The organism is Amycolatopsis sp. cg5, assembly GCF_041346955.1.
Lineage (GTDB): Bacteria > Actinomycetota > Actinomycetes > Mycobacteriales > Pseudonocardiaceae > Amycolatopsis.
Genome location: NZ_CP166849.1, coordinates 2,049,621 through 2,066,277 on the forward strand (window position 1 = coordinate 2,049,621; position 16,657 = coordinate 2,066,277).

Consider the following 16,657-nt stretch of genomic DNA (forward strand, 5'->3'; position numbering starts at 1 on the left):
CGGATAGCCGTGGGCTGTGGTGTGCGGGATAAAGCCCGCTTTACTCCGCAGGGGGTCGTGAGTGTTGCAGGTGCGAGGGCTGAAGCGAGGGGACCCTTCAGTGCGTATGTCGCACCCAGGGGTCCCCTCGCTTCACACCCGCGGGCGAGGGGAAACCCTGCTGCACCCCACGGAGAGAGGTTCCCCTCACATCCCCGGCCCGACCGGCACCTTCGCGACCACACGAACGGACGTGTCCGAACACCAACACGCCACAGTCGCCCTTCCCCTCAATAGAAGCCGGAAGGGCGAACGCGGCTGGCCGGGGTCGTCGTGGGGGTCGTGAGTGGTACGGCCGGTTCTAACCGGTCTAAACACTCACGACCCCTTCAGCGGCGCGCCAGGAAGTCTTCCAGCCGTTCGCGGGCATCGCCGAAGTCGGAGACGTGATTGCTCAGCGCCAGCCGGAATTCGCCGTCGGGCAACGCGAGCACCAGGTACTCGGTCAGCCTGCGCTGGGTGAAGCCGCCGCCGGTGATCGTGTGCAGCGGAATCCGCTGGTAGGCGTCGACCTTCCGCGGATCGAGGCCTTTCAGGCGTTTACGATCGACCATGCCCGCCGCGCCGATGAGCCCGGCGAGACCGCGGCGCACCAGCACCCAGCGCGACATGCGCACGAGCACGAGTTCGGTGTTGCACACCAGGAGATCGACCAGTTTCCGGCCGTCCTGCAGCGCGCTCATGATCGCGATCAGGCGCGTTTCGACCGGCTCCGGCTCCTCCTCGGGCTCCGTGGAAGGCGACCTGACGAAAGCCGCGGGCACGCGAAGACGTTGCAGGTGCTGGACGAGTTCACCGACCGCTCGCGGATCTTCGACCGCCGGTTTGACGAGCGCTTCGATGTCGAACGGCCGGTCGTACACCTTGAGTTCCCAGCCACCGCCCCAATTCAGCTCGTGACGGGCGTGGCCCGCGTCGGCGAGTGCCGCGACGATGGCGTCGCCGAGCAGTTCGGTGACGATCTTTTCGCTGGCTTCCGCGATGACATCCGGCGCCAGCGACTCGTTGCGCATCGGCGCGGCGAAGCGCTCGATGTCGCCGTGGCGCAGCACCAGGATGACCTCGCCGATAGTGCCGCCTGGCGCCAAACCGCTCTCCTTGCCAGCTTCGGCGAGCATTTCCGCTCCTTTGTGGACGGAGCGGAGGCCGGCGAGGCGGACGATCTCGCCCCAGTGCGCGCGTGGTCCGAGATCGCGGATGAGGACGTCGAGTTCCGCGTGCGGGATGTCCTCACGGGGCGAGTCCAGCAGCGACCAGGCCGGGCGGCCGTCGAGGTCAGGCCGGGCGTCGGGGAGTTCGGTGATGGCCGCGATGCGTCGGCTGGTCGACGGGTGGCTGTCGAAGCGGGAACTCGGTTTGTTCGCCAATATCTCGTCGGCGGTCTTGGCGACCCATTCGCGTTGCGCGGGATCCTTGAGGAAGGCTCGGAAGCCGAGCAACACGTCGGGGGTTCGTTTGGTGACCGCGCCGAGTGAGACGTAGCGGTCGAAGTAGGCGTTCCACAGTGGACTGAGCGTCGCGACCTTGCGCAGCGCGTTGGCCGCGACGCGTTTGCCTGCCACGGCGACCATGTATTCGTCGGCCTGCAGCTCCTGCCTTCGGTTCGCGGACTGCGCGATCAGCAGATAGAGCCGCGAATAGCCGTCGAGCAGCGTTTTCGCGAGGCCGGAGTCCAGCCTGCCGACCGTGTGTTCCAGCGTGCGCGTGCCGCGATAGGTGACCGCGAGCAGGCGGGTGTGGCCGCCGCTGTAATGCCCGAGTTCGTGCGCGAGGATCGCGCGCAGTTCGGTGACGTTCATCGCGGCGAGCAGCGGCAAGCCGATCAGAAGCGTGCGTTTGCCCGCGCGCAGGCCGAGCACGCGGCTTTCCTCGTAGACCGCCGCGTTGATCTCGCCGACCAGCACGATCTCGTCCGGCGGACGGGTGCTGACCTGCTCGGCGAGGTCGTCGACCACCCGCCACAGACCCGGCTGCTCCTCGCGGGTCAGCCGAGGGCCCTCGGTGGTCGGGAACTTCGCGCGCAGCGCGCTGACCAGCCCGAACCCGAGCGCCAGCATCACGCCGACCCCGGCCATCATGATTTAGGCGCCCGCGCGGTGGCCGACCTGCGCGCCCGCGTAGACACCGCCGGCGCCGACGGCGATCACCACGAACGGGAACGCCACCAGCAACAGCACCGAAAAGAAAGCCCGCCCCCAGGCATGCATGAGAAAACCCCATTTCGCTCGACCGGATGGTAATCCAGGCGATCGGGGCGAAATGGGTTTTTCTCAGATGATCACGCGACGTTGAATGTGTCCGGGTCCGGCCCGGTGCGCTCGCCGCGGTCGAGACCGGCGAGGCTCTCGATGTCCGTCTCGGTGAGCGAGAACCCGAACACGTCGAGGTTCTCGCGGATGCGCGACGGGGTCACCGACTTCGGGATGACCACGTTGCCGAGGTCGAGGTGCCAGCGCAGGACGACCTGCGCCGGGCTCTTGCCGTACTTCTCGGCCAGCGCGGCGATCGCGGGCTCGCCGAGCAGGCCGCCGCCCTTCGCGAGCGGGCTCCACGCCTCGGTCGCGATGCCGTGCTTGGCGTCGAACGCGCGCAGTTCGGTCTGCTGCAGGTACGGGTGCGCCTCGACCTGGTTCACCGCGGGGACGATGCCGCTCGCCTCGAAGACGCGCTCGAGGTGCGCCTGGTGGAAGTTCGAGACACCGATCGCGCGGACGCGGCCGTCGGCGTAAAGCTTCTCGAAGGCCTTCCACGTGTCGAGGTAGAGGTCGCGCTCGGGAGTGGGCCAGTGGATGAGGTACAGGTCCAGCTGCTCCAGGCCCAGCTTGGTCATGCTCTCGTCGAACGCGCGCAGGGTCTCGTCGTACCCCTGCTTGCTGTTCCACAGCTTGGTGGTGATGAACAGCTCGTCGCGGGCGATGCCGGATTCGGCCAGCGCCTTGCCGACGCCCGCTTCGTTGCCGTAGATGGCCGCGGTGTCGATGCTGCGGTACCCGGCGTCCAAAGCGGACTTGACGGCCGCTGTCGTCTCGTCGTCCGGGACCTGGAAGACGCCGAAGCCGAGCTGGGGCATCTCGACGCCGTTGTTGAGCTTGATGTTCGGAACGCTCAAGTGACTGTCCTTCATCGGGTTAGTGCTTCCTCTTCGACGGTAACCGATTGCTTGCGGTCGAGCAGTCCCGAGACCACCGCCACCGACAGGCCGGCGGCGGCGAGCGCCGCGCCGATCCAGTTCGGTGCGGTGTACCCGAGACCGTGCTCGATCGCGGCGCCGCCGAGCCACGCGCCCGCGGCGTTGCCCAGGTTGAAGGCGGCGATGTTCGCGGCCGAGGCGAGCGCGGGCGCGCCCTCGGCCTTCTGCATGACCCGCGCCTGCAGCGGCGCGACGGTCGCGAAGCCCGCGGCGCCGAAGACCGCGATGGTGATGGCGGCGGGCAGCTGGGCGTGCGCGGTGAAGACGAAGATGATCAGCACCGCGGCGAGTGCGGCGAGGATCACGTACAGGCTCGGCATGAGCTTCCGGTCGGCCGCCTTGCCGCCGAGGATGTTCCCGACGAACAGGCCGCCGCCGAACAGCACCAGCAGCCAGGTGACCGCGCCGGCGGAGAACCCGGCGACCTCGGTCATCATCGGCGCGATGTAGGTGAACGACGCGAAGACACCCGCGAAACCGAGCGCGGTCATCACGAGCGCGAGCCACACCTGCACGTCGCGGAACACGGCGAGTTCGCTGCGCAGGCCCTTGCTCTCGGTCGTGGCCTGCGCCGGGACGAGCGTCAGGATGCCGATGAGACCGATGACACCGAGCACGCTCACGGCCCAGAAGGTCGAGCGCCAGCCGAGCGCCTGGCCGAGCGCGGTCCCGGCGGGCACGCCCAGCACGTTCGCCACGGTCAGGCCGGTGAACATCATCGCGATGGCGCTGGCCTGTTTCGCGGGCGCGACCAGCGAGGCCGCGACCACCGAGCCGACCCCGAAGAACGCGCCATGGGACAGCGCCGCCACGATCCGGCCCGTCATCAGCAGGCCATAGGTGGGTGCGACCGCGGAGATCAGGTTGCCCGCGATGAACAACACCATCAGGCCGACCAGCACGGTCTTGCGCGGCACCCGCGACGCGACCGCGGTCAGCATTGGGGCGCCGACCACCACTCCGAGCGCGTAGCCGGAGATGAGCAGGCCGGCGGACGGGATCGAGACGCCGAAGTCACCCGCGACCTCGGGCAGCAAGCCCATGATCACGAACTCGGTCGTGCCGATCCCGAAGGCGCTGATCGCCAGTGCGAGCAGAGCGGCAGGCATGGAAGGTTCCTTCTTCCCGGTAGTATGGGCGTTGGCAATAACCCGCGTCCGAGATAGTTGCACGCGCCGGTTATTGCGTAAGCTCGATAGTGGCGCACGCAAGGGTGCCTTGGCAACCGAGAGAGTGGTGAACCGTGTCACTGGATGACGACGCCGTCGAAGCCCGAGCACAGGGCTGGCGCACGCTCGCCGCATTGCACGCGCGGATCGAGGACAAACTGGGCCGCGCCTTGGAGCGCACCCACGAGCTTTCGGTGAGCGAATACAGCGTCCTCGACGCACTGGCCCGCCAGGACGGCTTCCACCTGCGCATGAACCAGCTGTCGAACGCGGTCGTGCTGAGCCAGTCCGCGACCACGCGTTTGGTGAACCGGCTGGAGGATCGGGGACTGCTGCAGCGGTACCTGTGCCCTACGGACCGGCGAGGCATCTACACCGAGGTGACACCCTCGGGTCGCACGTTGCTGGAGGCGGCTCGGCCGACCCACGACTCGGCGCTCGCCGAAGCGCTGGCCGAGGCCGAAGCCCTGCCTGAGCTGGCTCCGCTGGTCTCGGCCCTGGGCGCCCTGACCTTCTGACCCCCGCCTTTGGCCCCAAAGTCACTTCGGGGGCGTGCCATGCCCCGAAAGTGGCTTTGGGGGCATGCGGTGTCCCGAAAGTGGCTTTGGGGCCCTGGCATGCCCCGGAAGCGACTTTCGGGCTTTGTTGGGTGCCGAAAGACGCATTGGGGTCTTGGCACGGACCGAAGGACGCATTGGGGACGTGGTAGGGACCGAAGGACGCATTGGGGACGTGGTAGGGACCGAGCGACGCATTCGGGACCTGCCAAGGACCGAAGGACGCATTGGGATTTTTTCGGCCTGGGTCAGCGGGTGCCGAGGAGGTGCTCCAGGGCGAGCTGGTTCAGCCGGGTGAAGTGGTAGCCCCGCGAAGCGGCGGCGGTGAGGTCGAAGTCGTCGGCGGCGAGGGAATCCAGGGTTTCGCCGGGGGCGAGGGTGGGGGTCGCGAGGTCCGGGACGCGGGAGGCGGCGAGCGCGGAGGCGACTTCGGGGTCCGAGCGGAAGGCCTGGGCTTTGGCGCGCAGGATGAGGTACGTGCGCATGTTGGCGGCCGCCGATTCCCAGACGTCCGAGGCGTCTTCGGTGCGGAGGGGTTTGTAGTCGAAGTGGCGGGGGCCGTCGTAGCCGCCGTGCTCGAGGAGGTCGACCAGGAAGAAGGCGCTGGTCAGGTCGCCGTGGCCGAAGATGAGGTCCTGGTCGTACTTGGGGCCGTGCTGGCCGTTGAGGTCGATGTGGAACAGCTTGCCCTGCCACAGTGCCTGCGCGACGCCGTGGACCATGTTGAGTCCGGCCATCTGCTCGTGGCCGACTTCGGGGTTGAGGCCGAACATCGAGGGCCGGGACAGCTGGGAGATGAACGCCAGCGCGTGGCCGATCGTCGGGAGCAGGATGTCGCCGCGGGGCTCGTTCGGCTTGGGCTCCAAGGCGAAGCGGATGTCGTAGCGCTTCTCGACGACGTACTCGGCGAGGAGGTCGAGGCCTTCCTTGTAGCGGTCGAGTGCGGCGCGGACGTCTTTCGCGGCGTCGGATTCGGCGCCTTCGCGGCCGCCCCAGACGACGTAGGTGCGGGCGCCGAGTTCGGCGGCGAGGTCGAGGTTGCGGCGGACCTTGGCGAGCGCGAAGCGGCGGACGTCGCGGTCGTTGCTGGTGAGGCCGCCGTCCTTGAAGACGGGGTGGGTGAACAGGTTCGTGGTCGCCATCGGGACCTGCAGGCCGGTCGCGGCGAGCGCGTCCTTGAACTTCCGGACGGCCTTGTCGCGGTCGGGCTCGGTGGCGAGGAGGTCGTCGTCGTGGAAGGTCACGCCGTACGCGCCGAGCTCGGCGAGGTGGTGCACGCTCTCGACCGGGTCGAGCGGGGCGCGCGTCGCCGTGCCGAAGGGGTCGCTCGCCTGCCAGCCGACCGTCCACAGGCCGAAGGTGAACTTGTCGGCCGGGGTGGGGGCGTAGGCGTTCATGCGTACTTCCTTCCATTTAGTTCACGTTATAGACTAAATACGCCGACCCGCCGGAGTCAATAAGGTGCGTGCCATGTCCCAGGCCGTGCGGCACGACGCGATGCGTGCCGGCAATCTCGAAGTCGTGCTGGGCGAGGTCAGCAGGCGCGGGCCGCTGACCCGCGCCGCGCTCGCCGAGGTCACCGGCCTGACCAAGAGCACGGTGTCCAAACTGGTCGGTGACCTGATCGACGCCGGGATACTCGCCGAGTCCGGCCTCACGCGCGTCGGCGAACGCGGCAGGCCGGGGGTGGACGTCGTGCTCAGCGGCGAGCGGATCGCCGCGCTCGGGCTGGAGATCAACGTCGACTATCTGGCCGTGTGCCTGGTCGACCTCACTCGCGAGGTCCGGTACGACGTCCGCCGCGAGCGTGACAATCGCGAGCGCCCCGAAGACGTGCTCGCCGAACTGCGGACCCTGGCGGTCGAGGTGCTCGGCGAGGCCGAAAAACGCGGGTTGACCGTCGCGGGCGCCGGGCTCGCGCTGTCCGGGCCGGTCGGCGGCGGGCTGCTGGTCAGCGCGCCCAACCTCGGCTGGCGAGACGTCCGCGCGGCCGAGCTGCTCGACCTGCCGGTCGCCGTCGAACTCGACAACGAGGCCAATCTCGCCGCGCTCGGCGAACTCTGGTTCGGCGCGGGGGAGCGCGATTTCCTTTACGTGTCAGGCGAAATCGGCATCGGCGCCGGGTTGGTCGTCGGCGGCGAGCTGTTCCGTGGCCCGAACGGGCTGGCGGGCGAACTCGGGCACGTCGTCGTCTCCCCGGACGGTCCCGCGTGCCGCTGCGGCGGGCGGGGTTGCCTGGAAACCTATGCGGGACAAGAAGCCCTTGGCGATGAGAATGTCGCCGGCGAGGCGCTCGGGGTCGCGCTGGCATCCGCGGTGAACCTGTTCGACGTCGACCGCATCGTGCTCGGCGGCGTTTTCGCGCCGCTGTTCCCGAGCCTGTCCGGCCCGATCACGCGGGTGCTGCGAGAACGGCTCAGCAAGCTCAGGGGCTCGGTGCCGACACTGACCGCGTCCGGACTCGGCGCGCAGGCCGCGACGCTCGGCGCGGCCGGTCGCGTGCTGCACCGGGTGCTCACCGATCCCGGCGCCTACCTGCGGAGTGGCCAATGAGGACAGTGCTGATCATGGCGACGTCGGACGTCGCCGAAGCGGTCACCGCGCTCGGTGGCAGGGTGCTCAAGCAGGAGCCGGAGCTCGGTGCCATCAGAGCGGAAATCCCTGTGGCGCAATTGAAAAAGCTCGCCGCGCTGGAGTTCGTGACCCACGTTCAGGTCGACGAAGACATCCAGCGCGACGAGCCCTTGCCTTAACCGCTTAGCTGACGGACCTCACCAGCACGGTGCCGGTGCCCACCTGGACGTTCTCGGACGTCCGGACGGACAGCACACCGCGCAGGATGCGACCGGCGGCCGGCGCCGCGTTGACGGTCACCACGCCGGGCACGGTCCAAGCGCTGCCCGAGGCGTGCGCCGCGTCGGCGTCCGTCACCGCGACGGAACCGAACGCCGGGTTGACGAACGTGTCGAGGTAGTCGTACGTCGTCGAGCCCGAAGGCACCGAGAAGCCGTCGATCAGCACGACCCACTGGCCCGCGGCCGGGTTCGCGATGGTCACGGACTCTTCGGAGTCACCGTCGGCGCTGGAGCCCGCCTGCACGCACGAACCGGTGGTGCAGTTGAACACGATCAGGTCCAGGTCGGCGCTGACGTCCGAGGTGTTGCCGATCGTCGCGGTGAGCGACGTCGACCCCGGGGTCACCGTGATCGGGAACTGCTTCTGCTCCAGGTTGCCGATGGTCGGCTTCTGGATCGTGGCGCTGCCCAGCGCGCCGCCCGCCAGCTTGCCGGTGAACGCGCCGAGCGTGTTCGTCACCGTGTAGCTGCGGTTGACCGGCGTGCCGACGGTGGCCGAGGCGATGTCATCCGGGTTCGGCGAGATCGCCGTGCCCAGCACCGAGGCGCTGACGGTGAACGGCGCGCTGTCCACATCGGACGTGCGCCTGGCCTCGACGGTGATCTCCCAGACACCCGGCAGCGGGTTCGCCACCGTGCGGCTGGTCGGGGTGCCGAGCGTGCAGCCCGCGCCCGCGTCGGGGTTGTAGCAGTTCGTCGTCGAGGTGACGTCGAGCGGCACACCGGTCGGGTCGTAGCGCAGGAAGCGGACCTGGCCCTTGCCCTTTTCGGCGCCGCCACCGGTCAGGTCGACCTTCAGCGCGCTGGCGCCCTTGGGCACCCGCACGAAGAAGCTCTGCGACTGGTTGCGGACGGCCTTGCCGGAGTTGTCGATCTTGTAGCCCTTGGCGGCCTCGAAGTCCTGCGCCGCGAAGACCGCGTTCATCGTCTGCACGTCGATGCCGATGGTGAACGGGTTGTCCAGGCGCAGCAGCGCCGAGTGCACGCCCGCGTTCTTCGGGTTGACCTTGACGTCGAACTTCACCTCGGTGTTCAGCGGGAGCTGGATGAGGTTGGCCGAGGAGAACGTGCCGTCGTTGCCGACCCAGCTGGCGAAGTACGGCACCGGGTTCGCCGAACCGGTGGTCCGCTTCAGCGTGTAGGTGCGGGTGAACGACTTGCCAGCGGTGACGCCCTCACGGTCGTGGATGCCGACACCGGTGTTCGGCGTCTTCAGCAGTCCACTGAGGACGGTGTGCACCTCGACCGAGGCCGAGACGGTGTCCGGCTTCGGGTTCAGCTGCAGCGCGATGAACGCCGCCGGCACGTTGAACAGGCCCGCGCCCTGCGCGTACGCGCCGATCCCGTTGACGTAGCGGGCGGTCGACTTGATCGCCGAGCGCAGCTGCGCGACCGGGGGACGCTGGCCGTTGTGCGTGGCCTTGTACGCGCTCACCAGCAGCGCGGCGGCGCCGGTCGCCTGCGGGGCGGCCATCGAGGTGCCCTGCAGCATCGCGTAGCCAGGGGGCAGCGCGTAGGTGCCGGTCACCGGACCGCCCGGCTGCCAGCGCGGGATGGTCGAGATGGCGGCGCCGGGCGCGATGATGTCCGGCTTGAAGCCGCCGTCCTCGGCCGGTCCACGCGAGGAGAACGGGTGCATCGACTCGGCCTGCGCGGTCTTCGAGCCGTAGTTGGACAGCCAGGTTTCCTTGGTGATGTAGGAACCCACGCTGATCGCGTCGGTGGCCACGGACGGGTCGCCGACCGAGTTGGCGCCGGCACCGCTGTTGCCCGCCGAGATGAACAGCTGGACGTTGTACTCGGCGATCGTGCGGTTGTAGAGCTCCGCACGCGCGTTGTTGCCGTCGTTGAGCGCGGGCAGGCCGCCGATGGAGATGTTGACGACGTCGGCGCCGTTCTTCGCGGCGTAGACGACACCGTCGACCAGGCCGGACGAGGTGCACGACGAGGTGGTGAGGCAGACCTTGACCGCCATCACGTTCGCGCCGGGCGCGGCGCCCTGCATCTTGCCGCCGAGCAGGTCGTGGCCGGTGGCGATACCCGCGACGTGCGAGCCGTGCTCGGCGCCGGCGATGCCGATGTTGACGTAGCCGTCGTGGTCGGTCTGCACGACGAACGCCATCTTCTCGACGACGTCGGTGGCCGGGTTGTCGGTGCCGAAGAAGGCGAAGTCCTTGTTGACCTTGTAGTCGGTCATCGCCTTGTCGTCGGTGAAGTCACCGTTCTGGTTCAGGTCGACGCGGACCTGCTTGGTCACGGTGTCGAGCAGGATGCCCCAGGAGTCGGTGCGGTCGCCGTCGCGGTTGAGGTCACCGCCGGTCTCGCTGCCGGCGCCACCCAGGTCGCCCGCGGTCTCGGCGAGCGTGCCGAGGGTGTACGGGCCACCGGCCGGAGCGGTCCAGGTGCGGCCGTTCGCGGTGAAGGTGCCGCTGTAGGTCTGGGTGGACTGCTTGACCCAGGTGCCGTCGCCCGAGGTGGGGGAGTTGGCGTTGTACCAGTCGGTGATCTTGCGGTCGCCGTGGCTGGTGGTCTGCAGTGCCGGGTTCTCCAGGTCGACGCCGGAGTCGAGCACGGCGACCGTGGTGCCCTTGCCGTCCCAGTTGGGGAGCACCTGGCCGAACTGCGCGGCGTAGGTGTCACCGGTCGGCATGTAGGGGTTCACGCGCGGGGTGTTCTTGGTCGGCGCGGGCTGGGGAGACGGGTCGGCCATCCCGTCCGGGCGCGGGTCGTCGAGCTTGATCAGGCCGTCGACGTCGACCGCGTTGATGCTGCCGAGCTTGGCGGCCTTCTCGGCCTGCTTCACCGGCACGGTCACCTTGAGGTAGTCGAGCTTCGCCTCGGTGGACTGCACGACGCCGCCCAGCGCGCGCAACTCCTGCGCCGCGACGTCGGACTTGCCGCGCTCCGCCGCGATCAGCAGCGTGACATCCGGCTTGCCAGCCTTTTCGGCTTCGGCGACCAGTTCCTTGTCGTGCGTGTCGAGCTCGCTTCCGGTCGACGCACCGGCCGTCGGGCTGCTCGGTGGCGCCTCCTGAGCGAACGCACTCGGCGCGGCGCCAAGGGTGGAAGCGCTCAACGCGGTGGCGAGCACGGTGATACCCGCTCGCCTTCTCCAGCGTGAATTCACTGTTCCGGCCTCTCGTTCATGGACATGCCCGAGAAGTAGATATGCGGAAACGGCAGACCGCAATAAGCCTTTGTCACTGTTCCGCGCAATTCGGCCATTCGGTGTGGGCTGAACGGAGTAACGGTTACGGGATCGCCGGAGAAGATCCGTTACCGTTATTCGGTAACGTTGATCGAATCGATATACGCAACCCTGTGACGTCGTGAAACGCCCGCAGGATACGGCATTCGACCAATTCGTGACATGGCCGGGAAATGAGTCATGAGTGTTGCACCGTCGGCAACACTCACGACCCGGCGCGGCGCTTGAAGGCCACTCGCAGCTTGCGGGTGAATCCGAGCTGATCGGTGAGCGCGGCCCATCGCTGTTTTGCCGCGCGCGCCGCGGCCGGGGCGTGGCCGGGCAGTGCCGCGACGTTGATGCGAATCGTCACGGAGCCCCCCGAGTTTCACCAAGGTAGTTCGACCAGTGTCGCGTGCGCACGGCGCGGAACCAAGCACTTCGAACCTGCTCGAAGCGTTGGTTCTGGCAGGGTGTTCGCCATGAGCGAGTTGTTGGTGCGTGGTGTCCGTTCGGGCATCGGCGGTGCCCGAAAAGACGTCCGGCTTTCCGGCGGCCTGGTCGTCTCCGTCACCCCGCCGGGGGAGCCCGCTGGTGCCGCGGAAGTGCTCGACGCGGACGGCGGCACGCTGCTGCCTGGACTCGTCGACGCGCATGTCCACACTGTCCAGTGGGCGGCCGCGCGGCGGCGGATCCCGCTCGACAGCGCGAAATCGGCGGCCGAAGCCGTCGACCTCGTCGCCGCGCACCCGGCCAAGCCCGGCGAACTGGTCACCGGCGCCGGGTTCCGCGACGGGCTCTGGCCGGACGTCCCGCACAAGGACCTGCTCGAGCGCGCGTTGCCGGGACAGCCGGTCGCGTTGTTCAGCGGCGATCTGCACACGCTTTGGCTGAGCCCGGCCGCGCTGAAACTGGTCGGCCGTGAACAGCATCCGACCGGGGTGCTGCTGGAGAACGACTGCATGAGCGCGACCGCCGAACTCCCGGTCGCCTCCGCCGAGACCCAGGACCGCTGGGTCGCCGAGGCGCTCGAAGCCGCGGCCGCGCGGGGCGTCACCGGGATCGCCGACTACGAGTACACCGACACGGTCGCCGACTGGACACGCAGGCTGGCGGCCGCGCCGCTGCCGGTCAGAGTCGACTGCGTGATCGCGCGGTTCGCGCTGGACCTGGCGATCTCGCGGGGCCTGCGCACCGGCGACGTCGTGCCGGACTCGGGCGGGCTGCTCACCGTCGGCCCGCTCAAGGTCTTCGTGGACGGTTCCCTCAACACCCGCACGGCCTACTGCCACGACCCGTATCCCGGCTCACCGTCGTTCGGGCTGCTCGAAACGCCGCCCGCCGAACTCGTGCCGCTGCTGCGAAAGGCTTGGGAGAACGGGATTTCGCCTGCCGTGCACGCGATCGGGGACCACGCCAACACGATCGCGCTCGACGCGTTCGCCGAAGTCGGCTGTCCCGGCCGGATCGAGCACGCGCAGCTCGTGCGCACCGAAGATCTCGCCCGGTTCGCCGAGCTGGGCGTGATCGCGGGCGTCCAGCCCGCGCAGCAGCCGGACGACCGCGACGTGGCCGACCGGTACTGGGCTTCCCGTACCGCGCGGGCGTTTCCCTACGGCGCGCTGCTCGCGGCGGGCGCGCGGCTGGAGATCGGCTCCGACGCGCCGGTCGCGCCGCTCGACCCGTGGGACGGCATCGCGTCGGCGGTCAGCCGCACCGACGACGACCGCCCCGCGTGGCATCCCGAGCAGGCGATCCCGCTCGCGGACGCGCTGAGCGCCGCCGCGCGTGGCCGATCCGGCGTGCGGGTCGGCGATGTCGCCGACCTGGTGATCACCGCCGAGGACCCGGCCGAGAGCGCCGATCTCCGCGCGATGCCGATCCGCGCGACGATCATGGGCGGCGAGGTCACCTACCAGGGGTCGTGAGTGTTTTCGCCGGTTAGAACCGGCCGTACCACTCACGACCCGCGCGACGATCGTCGGGTTGACGAAGATCCCGGGCGTCGGAGAGGATCTTCGGCAGGGGTTGTGACAACGTTGTCAGCCGTTTTTGCAAGGGAGTTCGCGCATGCGCTGGTTGGCCGGTCTGATGGCCGTCACGCTCGGGGTCGCCATGGCGCCCGCCGCCGAGGCGGGCCCGGGATTCCCGGCCGATCCGACGGAGCTGGTCGACACCTCGATCGGCAACAACGGCGACGGGACCACGTTCCCCGGCGCGACCGTGCCGTTCGGCATGGTGCAGCTGAGCCCGGACACCCAGCTCAAGAAGTACGCGTCGTACGACTACGCGCAGGACACCATTCTCGGTTTCAGCCACACGCACCTGTCCGGTGTCGGCTGCCAGACCATGGGCAACATCCGGTTCATGCCGACCACCGGCGCGGTGACCTCGTCGAACCCGGCGCAGTACGGCTCGAAGTTCAGTCATGCCAACGAGTCCAAGGCGCCGGGTGAGTACTCGGTCAAGCTCGACAAGTACGACGTGCGCGCCGAGCTCACCGCGACCGAGCGCACCGGGGAGCACCGCTACACCTACCCGGCGGGGCAGAGCGAGAACGTGCTGATCGAGGTCGGCGAGAGCAACGGCTACAGCTACGCCGGCGAGGTGAAGGTCGTCGGCGGTGACACCGTCGAAGGCTGGCTGCAGGGCGGGAACTTCTGCTGGGAGACCGAAAAGGAGCGCTACCGGGTCTTCTTCAGCGCCAAGTTCGACCGGCCGTTCGCGTCGTTCGGCACGTGGAGCGGCGGCGTGCTCAAGCCGGGTGTGCGCGACTCGTCGCTCAGCGGTGGCCGCACCGGCGCCTGGCTCACCTTCGATCAGTCGCAGGGCAAGCAGGTCGGCGCGTCGGTCGGGCTCTCGTACACCTCTGTGGACGGTGCCCGGCTCAACCGGGCCGCCGAGTCGGGAAGTTTTGACAAGGCGAAGAAGAGCGCTTCGAAGACCTGGCGCGACGAGCTGAACCGGATGCGCGTGGCGGGCGGGTCCACAAAGGATCAGCGCACGTACTACAGCGCGCTGTACCGCTCGTTGCTGCATCCGTCCGTCGGGTCCGATGTGGACGGCAAGTACCGCGGCTTCGACGACAAGGTGCATGTCAGCGACCGGCCGTACTACCAGATGTTCTCCTTGTGGGACACGTATCGTTCGCAGAACCAGCTCGTCGCGCTGCTGCATCCGGAACGCGCGGCCGACATGACGCGTTCGGTGCTCAAGGTCTACCAGGACGGTGGCTGGGTGCCCAGGTGGGCGCTGGCCGGTGGCGAGACGAACGTGATGAGCGGCGACCCGGTGACGCCGTGGGTGGTCGACAACTACCGGCGTGGCCTGCTCGACGACAAGACGGCGCGCGCGTTGTTCGACGCGTTGTGGCGCAACGCGAACGAGGTGCCTGCCGACCAGTCGAAGTTTCGCGGCCGCGATGGCAACCCGAGCTACGTCCAGAATGGCTGGATCGGCTACCGCGACGTGCCCGGCTACACCTTCGGCGACACCAGGCAGGCCGGTTCCGCGACGCTTGAGTACGCGCTGGCCGACTGCTCGCTTTCGCTGATGGCACAAGGACTCGGGGAGCGCGACAAGGCCGCGACGCTGGCCGCGCGGTGCTCGAACTTCACCAAGCTGTGGGACACCGGGACCCAGTCGAAGGGCTTCACGGGCTTTCCCCGCTCGCGTGCGGCGGACGGCACCTGGGTCGGCGAGGCGGACCCGGCGAAGTCGACCGGGTTCCACGAGGGCACGCCGTGGCAGTACCAGTGGCTAGCGCAGCAGGACACGCGCAAGCTGTTCGGCCTGATGGGCGGCCCGGCGGAGGCGGAGAAACGGCTCGACACGTTCTTCGACATGAACCTGCTGCTGACCGACCCCGCGAAGGCGGCCAAGGATTCATGGGTTCATGGGGCGTACGACTACCACAACAACTTCGCCTTCAACCCGAACAACGAACCCGACCTGCACGCGCCGTGGATGTACGCCTGGACCGGCGCGCCGTGGAAGACCTCGGCGGTGCTGCGCGCGGCGCGGACGTTGTTCACCGACACGCCGTACGGCATGCCGGGCAATGACGATCTGGGCACGATTTCCGCGTGGCTGGTGTTCTCGATGGCCGGGATCTTCGAAGCGACCCCGGGCTCTGGGCAGTACCTGCTGAGCGCGCCGATGTTCCCGAAGGTCGAGGTCACCCCGGAAGGCGGCCGCCGGTTCGCCATCCAGGCGCCGGGCGCCGACGCGTCGAAGTTCCAGTACATAGCGTCGGTGCGGACCGGCGGCGCCGAGGTGAAAGACTCGTGGATGAATCACCGCGAACTACTCCAATCGGGCACGATCCGGTTTACCCTGAGCTCGGAGCCCACCGGCTGGGGCACGGCTTCGGCTCCGCCATCGCTGGTGGCGGCAGGCTGAAACGGGATGGCTCCGGTGAGTGAATGACTTGCCGGAGCGGTACTGTGGACGCCATCCACTTGCGCGGTGTGTTTGGGGAGTACGAACTTGAGTGACATTGCGGATCCGCCCTACGCGCCGAAGGGCGTCGATCTCGAACACCCCAGCGTCGCGCGAATCTACGACTGGTTCATCGGCGGCACCACCAACTGGGCGGTCGACCGCGAGTTCGGCGCGATGGCGCTCAAGGTGTTCCCGCAAGCCCGCATGCTGGCCAGGACCAACCGCGAGTTCCTGCGCCGAGCCGTGCGGTACTGCTCGGAGCAGGGCATCCACCAGTTCCTCGACATCGGCTCCGGCGTCCCCACGGTCGGCAACGTGCACGAGGTCGCCCAGGAGGTCGACCCGACCAGCCGCGTCGTCTACGTCGACAACGAGCCCGTCGCCGTCGCGCACTCGAAGATCCTGCTCGAGCAGCACGGCGACCTGACCAGGCACGCGGCCATCAACGCAGACTTCCTCGACCACGCCAACCTCTGGGACCAGGCGATGGAGACCGGCGTGCTCGACCCGCGCCGGCCGATCGCGCTGCTCACGGTCGCCCTGCTGCACTTCATGCCGCAGGGCATGGGCGCCGAGGTCTCGCTCGAGTACTACAAGACGCTGCTGCCGAGCGGCTCCTACCTGATCGCCAGCCACGGCACCAACGACGGCGTCCCCGACGACGTCCAGAAGCAGCAGGCGATCCTGATGGAGCAGTACAAGAACACGGCCTCGCCCGTGGTCTTCCGCGACCGCGCCGAGTTCACGGCGCTGTTCGACGGCTTCGACCTCGTCGAGCCCGGCGCCGTCTGGATCCCCGAGTGGCGCCTCGACGACAAGTCCCCGATGACCGAGGAAATGGCGCTCACCCCGAACGCCTCCTGCGGCTTCGCAGGCGTCGCCCGCAAACCCTGACCCTCGCCTGAGTCGTGAGCGTTCCGGACGGCGCTGCCGGGCGACCTGTGAGCAAGTTGATCTTCACGAAACCCGAGTTTGGGCCAATGGGTGGCCCAAACTCGGGTTTCGCGTGTTCCGCGCCACCGATTCTCGGCGCGAGTGGAAGGTTTGCTCCGTTGGGTGCAGAAATTCTTCCACTCGCTCGGGCTCGCACACCTTGGCACGTGATAAGGGCCGCCTCCGTCACCCAGATCGCAGTCTGATGAGCGAGCAATAGGCCACGGGGTCGTGAGCGTTGCGGCCGGTTAGAACCGCCCGGAACGCTCACGACCTCTTTGCGT

At 68.4% G+C, this 16,657-nt stretch carries 13 protein-coding genes; 6 read left to right on the plus strand and 7 right to left on the minus strand.

Going from position 1 to position 16,657, the window contains the following annotated elements; genetic code table 11:
- Positions 1-368: 368 nt before the first annotated feature.
- The 4 genes from AB5J62_RS09350 to AB5J62_RS09365 all read right to left on the minus strand — a co-directional run bounded on the left by AB5J62_RS09350 (position 369) and on the right by AB5J62_RS09365 (position 4,338).
- Positions 369-2,117, minus strand: coding sequence for a M48 family metallopeptidase (locus AB5J62_RS09350; protein WP_370947743.1), 1,749 nt, complete (start codon positions 2,115-2,117; stop codon positions 369-371).
- A 3-nt stretch (positions 2,118-2,120) separates the two neighbouring features.
- Positions 2,121-2,246, minus strand: coding sequence for a hypothetical protein (locus AB5J62_RS09355; protein ID WP_370947744.1), 126 nt, complete (start codon positions 2,244-2,246; stop codon positions 2,121-2,123).
- A 71-nt stretch (positions 2,247-2,317) separates the two neighbouring features.
- Positions 2,318-3,109, minus strand: a complete 792-nt coding sequence (locus tag AB5J62_RS09360) for an aldo/keto reductase (protein WP_370950218.1) — start codon at positions 3,107-3,109, stop codon at positions 2,318-2,320.
- Between the two features lie 50 nt (positions 3,110-3,159).
- Complete coding sequence (locus tag AB5J62_RS09365) at positions 3,160-4,338, minus strand: MFS transporter (RefSeq protein ID WP_370947745.1); 1,179 nt, start codon at positions 4,336-4,338, stop codon at positions 3,160-3,162.
- Positions 4,339-4,472: 134 nt separating this feature from the next.
- Here AB5J62_RS09365 and AB5J62_RS09370 point away from each other — a divergent pair, with 134 nt between their 5' ends.
- Positions 4,473-4,916 carry a MarR family winged helix-turn-helix transcriptional regulator gene (locus AB5J62_RS09370; protein WP_370947746.1) on the plus strand — a complete coding sequence of 148 codons (444 nt, stop codon included), beginning with the start codon at positions 4,473-4,475 and terminating at the stop codon, positions 4,914-4,916.
- A 287-nt stretch (positions 4,917-5,203) separates the two neighbouring features.
- Here AB5J62_RS09370 and xylA read toward each other — a convergent pair whose 3' ends face one another.
- On the minus strand, positions 5,204-6,352 hold the full coding sequence (gene xylA / locus AB5J62_RS09375) for a xylose isomerase (RefSeq protein WP_370947747.1): 1,149 nt from the start codon (positions 6,350-6,352) through the stop codon (positions 5,204-5,206).
- 73 nt (positions 6,353-6,425) lie between these two features.
- Between xylA and AB5J62_RS09380 the strand changes: the two genes are divergently transcribed.
- Together AB5J62_RS09380 and AB5J62_RS09385 are read left to right on the plus strand one after the other, a co-directional pair.
- Positions 6,426-7,508 (plus strand): ROK family protein, encoded by a 1,083-nt coding sequence (locus AB5J62_RS09380; protein ID WP_370947748.1) that lies wholly within the window; start codon positions 6,426-6,428, stop codon positions 7,506-7,508.
- A complete protein-coding gene (locus AB5J62_RS09385; protein WP_370947749.1) occupies positions 7,505-7,708 on the plus strand; it encodes a hypothetical protein in 204 nt (67 codons plus the stop codon). The genes AB5J62_RS09380 and AB5J62_RS09385 overlap by 4 nt, the downstream gene beginning before the upstream one ends.
- Positions 7,709-7,712: 4 nt before the next feature.
- On the opposite strand, the gene AB5J62_RS09390 is transcribed toward AB5J62_RS09385, so the two are convergent.
- Together AB5J62_RS09390 and AB5J62_RS09395 are read right to left on the minus strand one after the other, a co-directional pair.
- Positions 7,713-10,901, minus strand: a complete 3,189-nt coding sequence (locus tag AB5J62_RS09390; RefSeq protein ID WP_370947750.1) for a S8 family serine peptidase — start codon at positions 10,899-10,901, stop codon at positions 7,713-7,715.
- Positions 10,902-11,223: 322 nt separating this feature from the next.
- Positions 11,224-11,370, minus strand: a complete 147-nt coding sequence (locus AB5J62_RS09395) for a hypothetical protein (RefSeq protein WP_370947751.1) — start codon at positions 11,368-11,370, stop codon at positions 11,224-11,226.
- A gap of 109 nt (positions 11,371-11,479) precedes the next feature.
- Here AB5J62_RS09395 and AB5J62_RS09400 point away from each other — a divergent pair, with 109 nt between their 5' ends.
- From AB5J62_RS09400 to AB5J62_RS09410, 3 genes are all read left to right on the plus strand, one after another.
- Positions 11,480-12,925 (plus strand): amidohydrolase family protein, encoded by a 1,446-nt coding sequence (locus tag AB5J62_RS09400; protein ID WP_370947752.1) that lies wholly within the window; start codon positions 11,480-11,482, stop codon positions 12,923-12,925.
- Between the two features lie 142 nt (positions 12,926-13,067).
- Positions 13,068-15,398 (plus strand): GH92 family glycosyl hydrolase, encoded by a 2,331-nt coding sequence (locus AB5J62_RS09405; RefSeq protein WP_370947753.1) that lies wholly within the window; start codon positions 13,068-13,070, stop codon positions 15,396-15,398.
- A gap of 87 nt (positions 15,399-15,485) precedes the next feature.
- Positions 15,486-16,334, plus strand: coding sequence for an SAM-dependent methyltransferase (locus tag AB5J62_RS09410; protein ID WP_370947754.1), 849 nt, complete (start codon positions 15,486-15,488; stop codon positions 16,332-16,334).
- The last annotated feature ends 323 nt before the right edge of the window (positions 16,335-16,657 follow it).

Coding starts and splice junctions, on each gene's coding strand:
- AB5J62_RS09350 (WP_370947743.1), bottom strand. CDS start 2,117: ATGATGGCCGGGGTCGGCGTGATGCTGGCGCTCGGGTTCGGGCTGGTC.
- AB5J62_RS09355 (WP_370947744.1), bottom strand. CDS start 2,246: ATGCATGCCTGGGGGCGGGCTTTCTTTTCGGTGCTGTTGCTGGTGGCG.
- AB5J62_RS09360 (WP_370950218.1), bottom strand. CDS start 3,109: ATGCCCCAGCTCGGCTTCGGCGTCTTCCAGGTCCCGGACGACGAGACG.
- AB5J62_RS09365 (WP_370947745.1), bottom strand. CDS start 4,338: ATGCCTGCCGCTCTGCTCGCACTGGCGATCAGCGCCTTCGGGATCGGC.
- xylA (WP_370947747.1), bottom strand. CDS start 6,352: ATGAACGCCTACGCCCCCACCCCGGCCGACAAGTTCACCTTCGGCCTG.
- AB5J62_RS09380 (WP_370947748.1), top strand. CDS start 6,426: ATGTCCCAGGCCGTGCGGCACGACGCGATGCGTGCCGGCAATCTCGAA.
- AB5J62_RS09385 (WP_370947749.1), top strand. CDS start 7,505: ATGAGGACAGTGCTGATCATGGCGACGTCGGACGTCGCCGAAGCGGTC.
- AB5J62_RS09400 (WP_370947752.1), top strand. CDS start 11,480: ATGAGCGAGTTGTTGGTGCGTGGTGTCCGTTCGGGCATCGGCGGTGCC.
- AB5J62_RS09405 (WP_370947753.1), top strand. CDS start 13,068: ATGCGCTGGTTGGCCGGTCTGATGGCCGTCACGCTCGGGGTCGCCATG.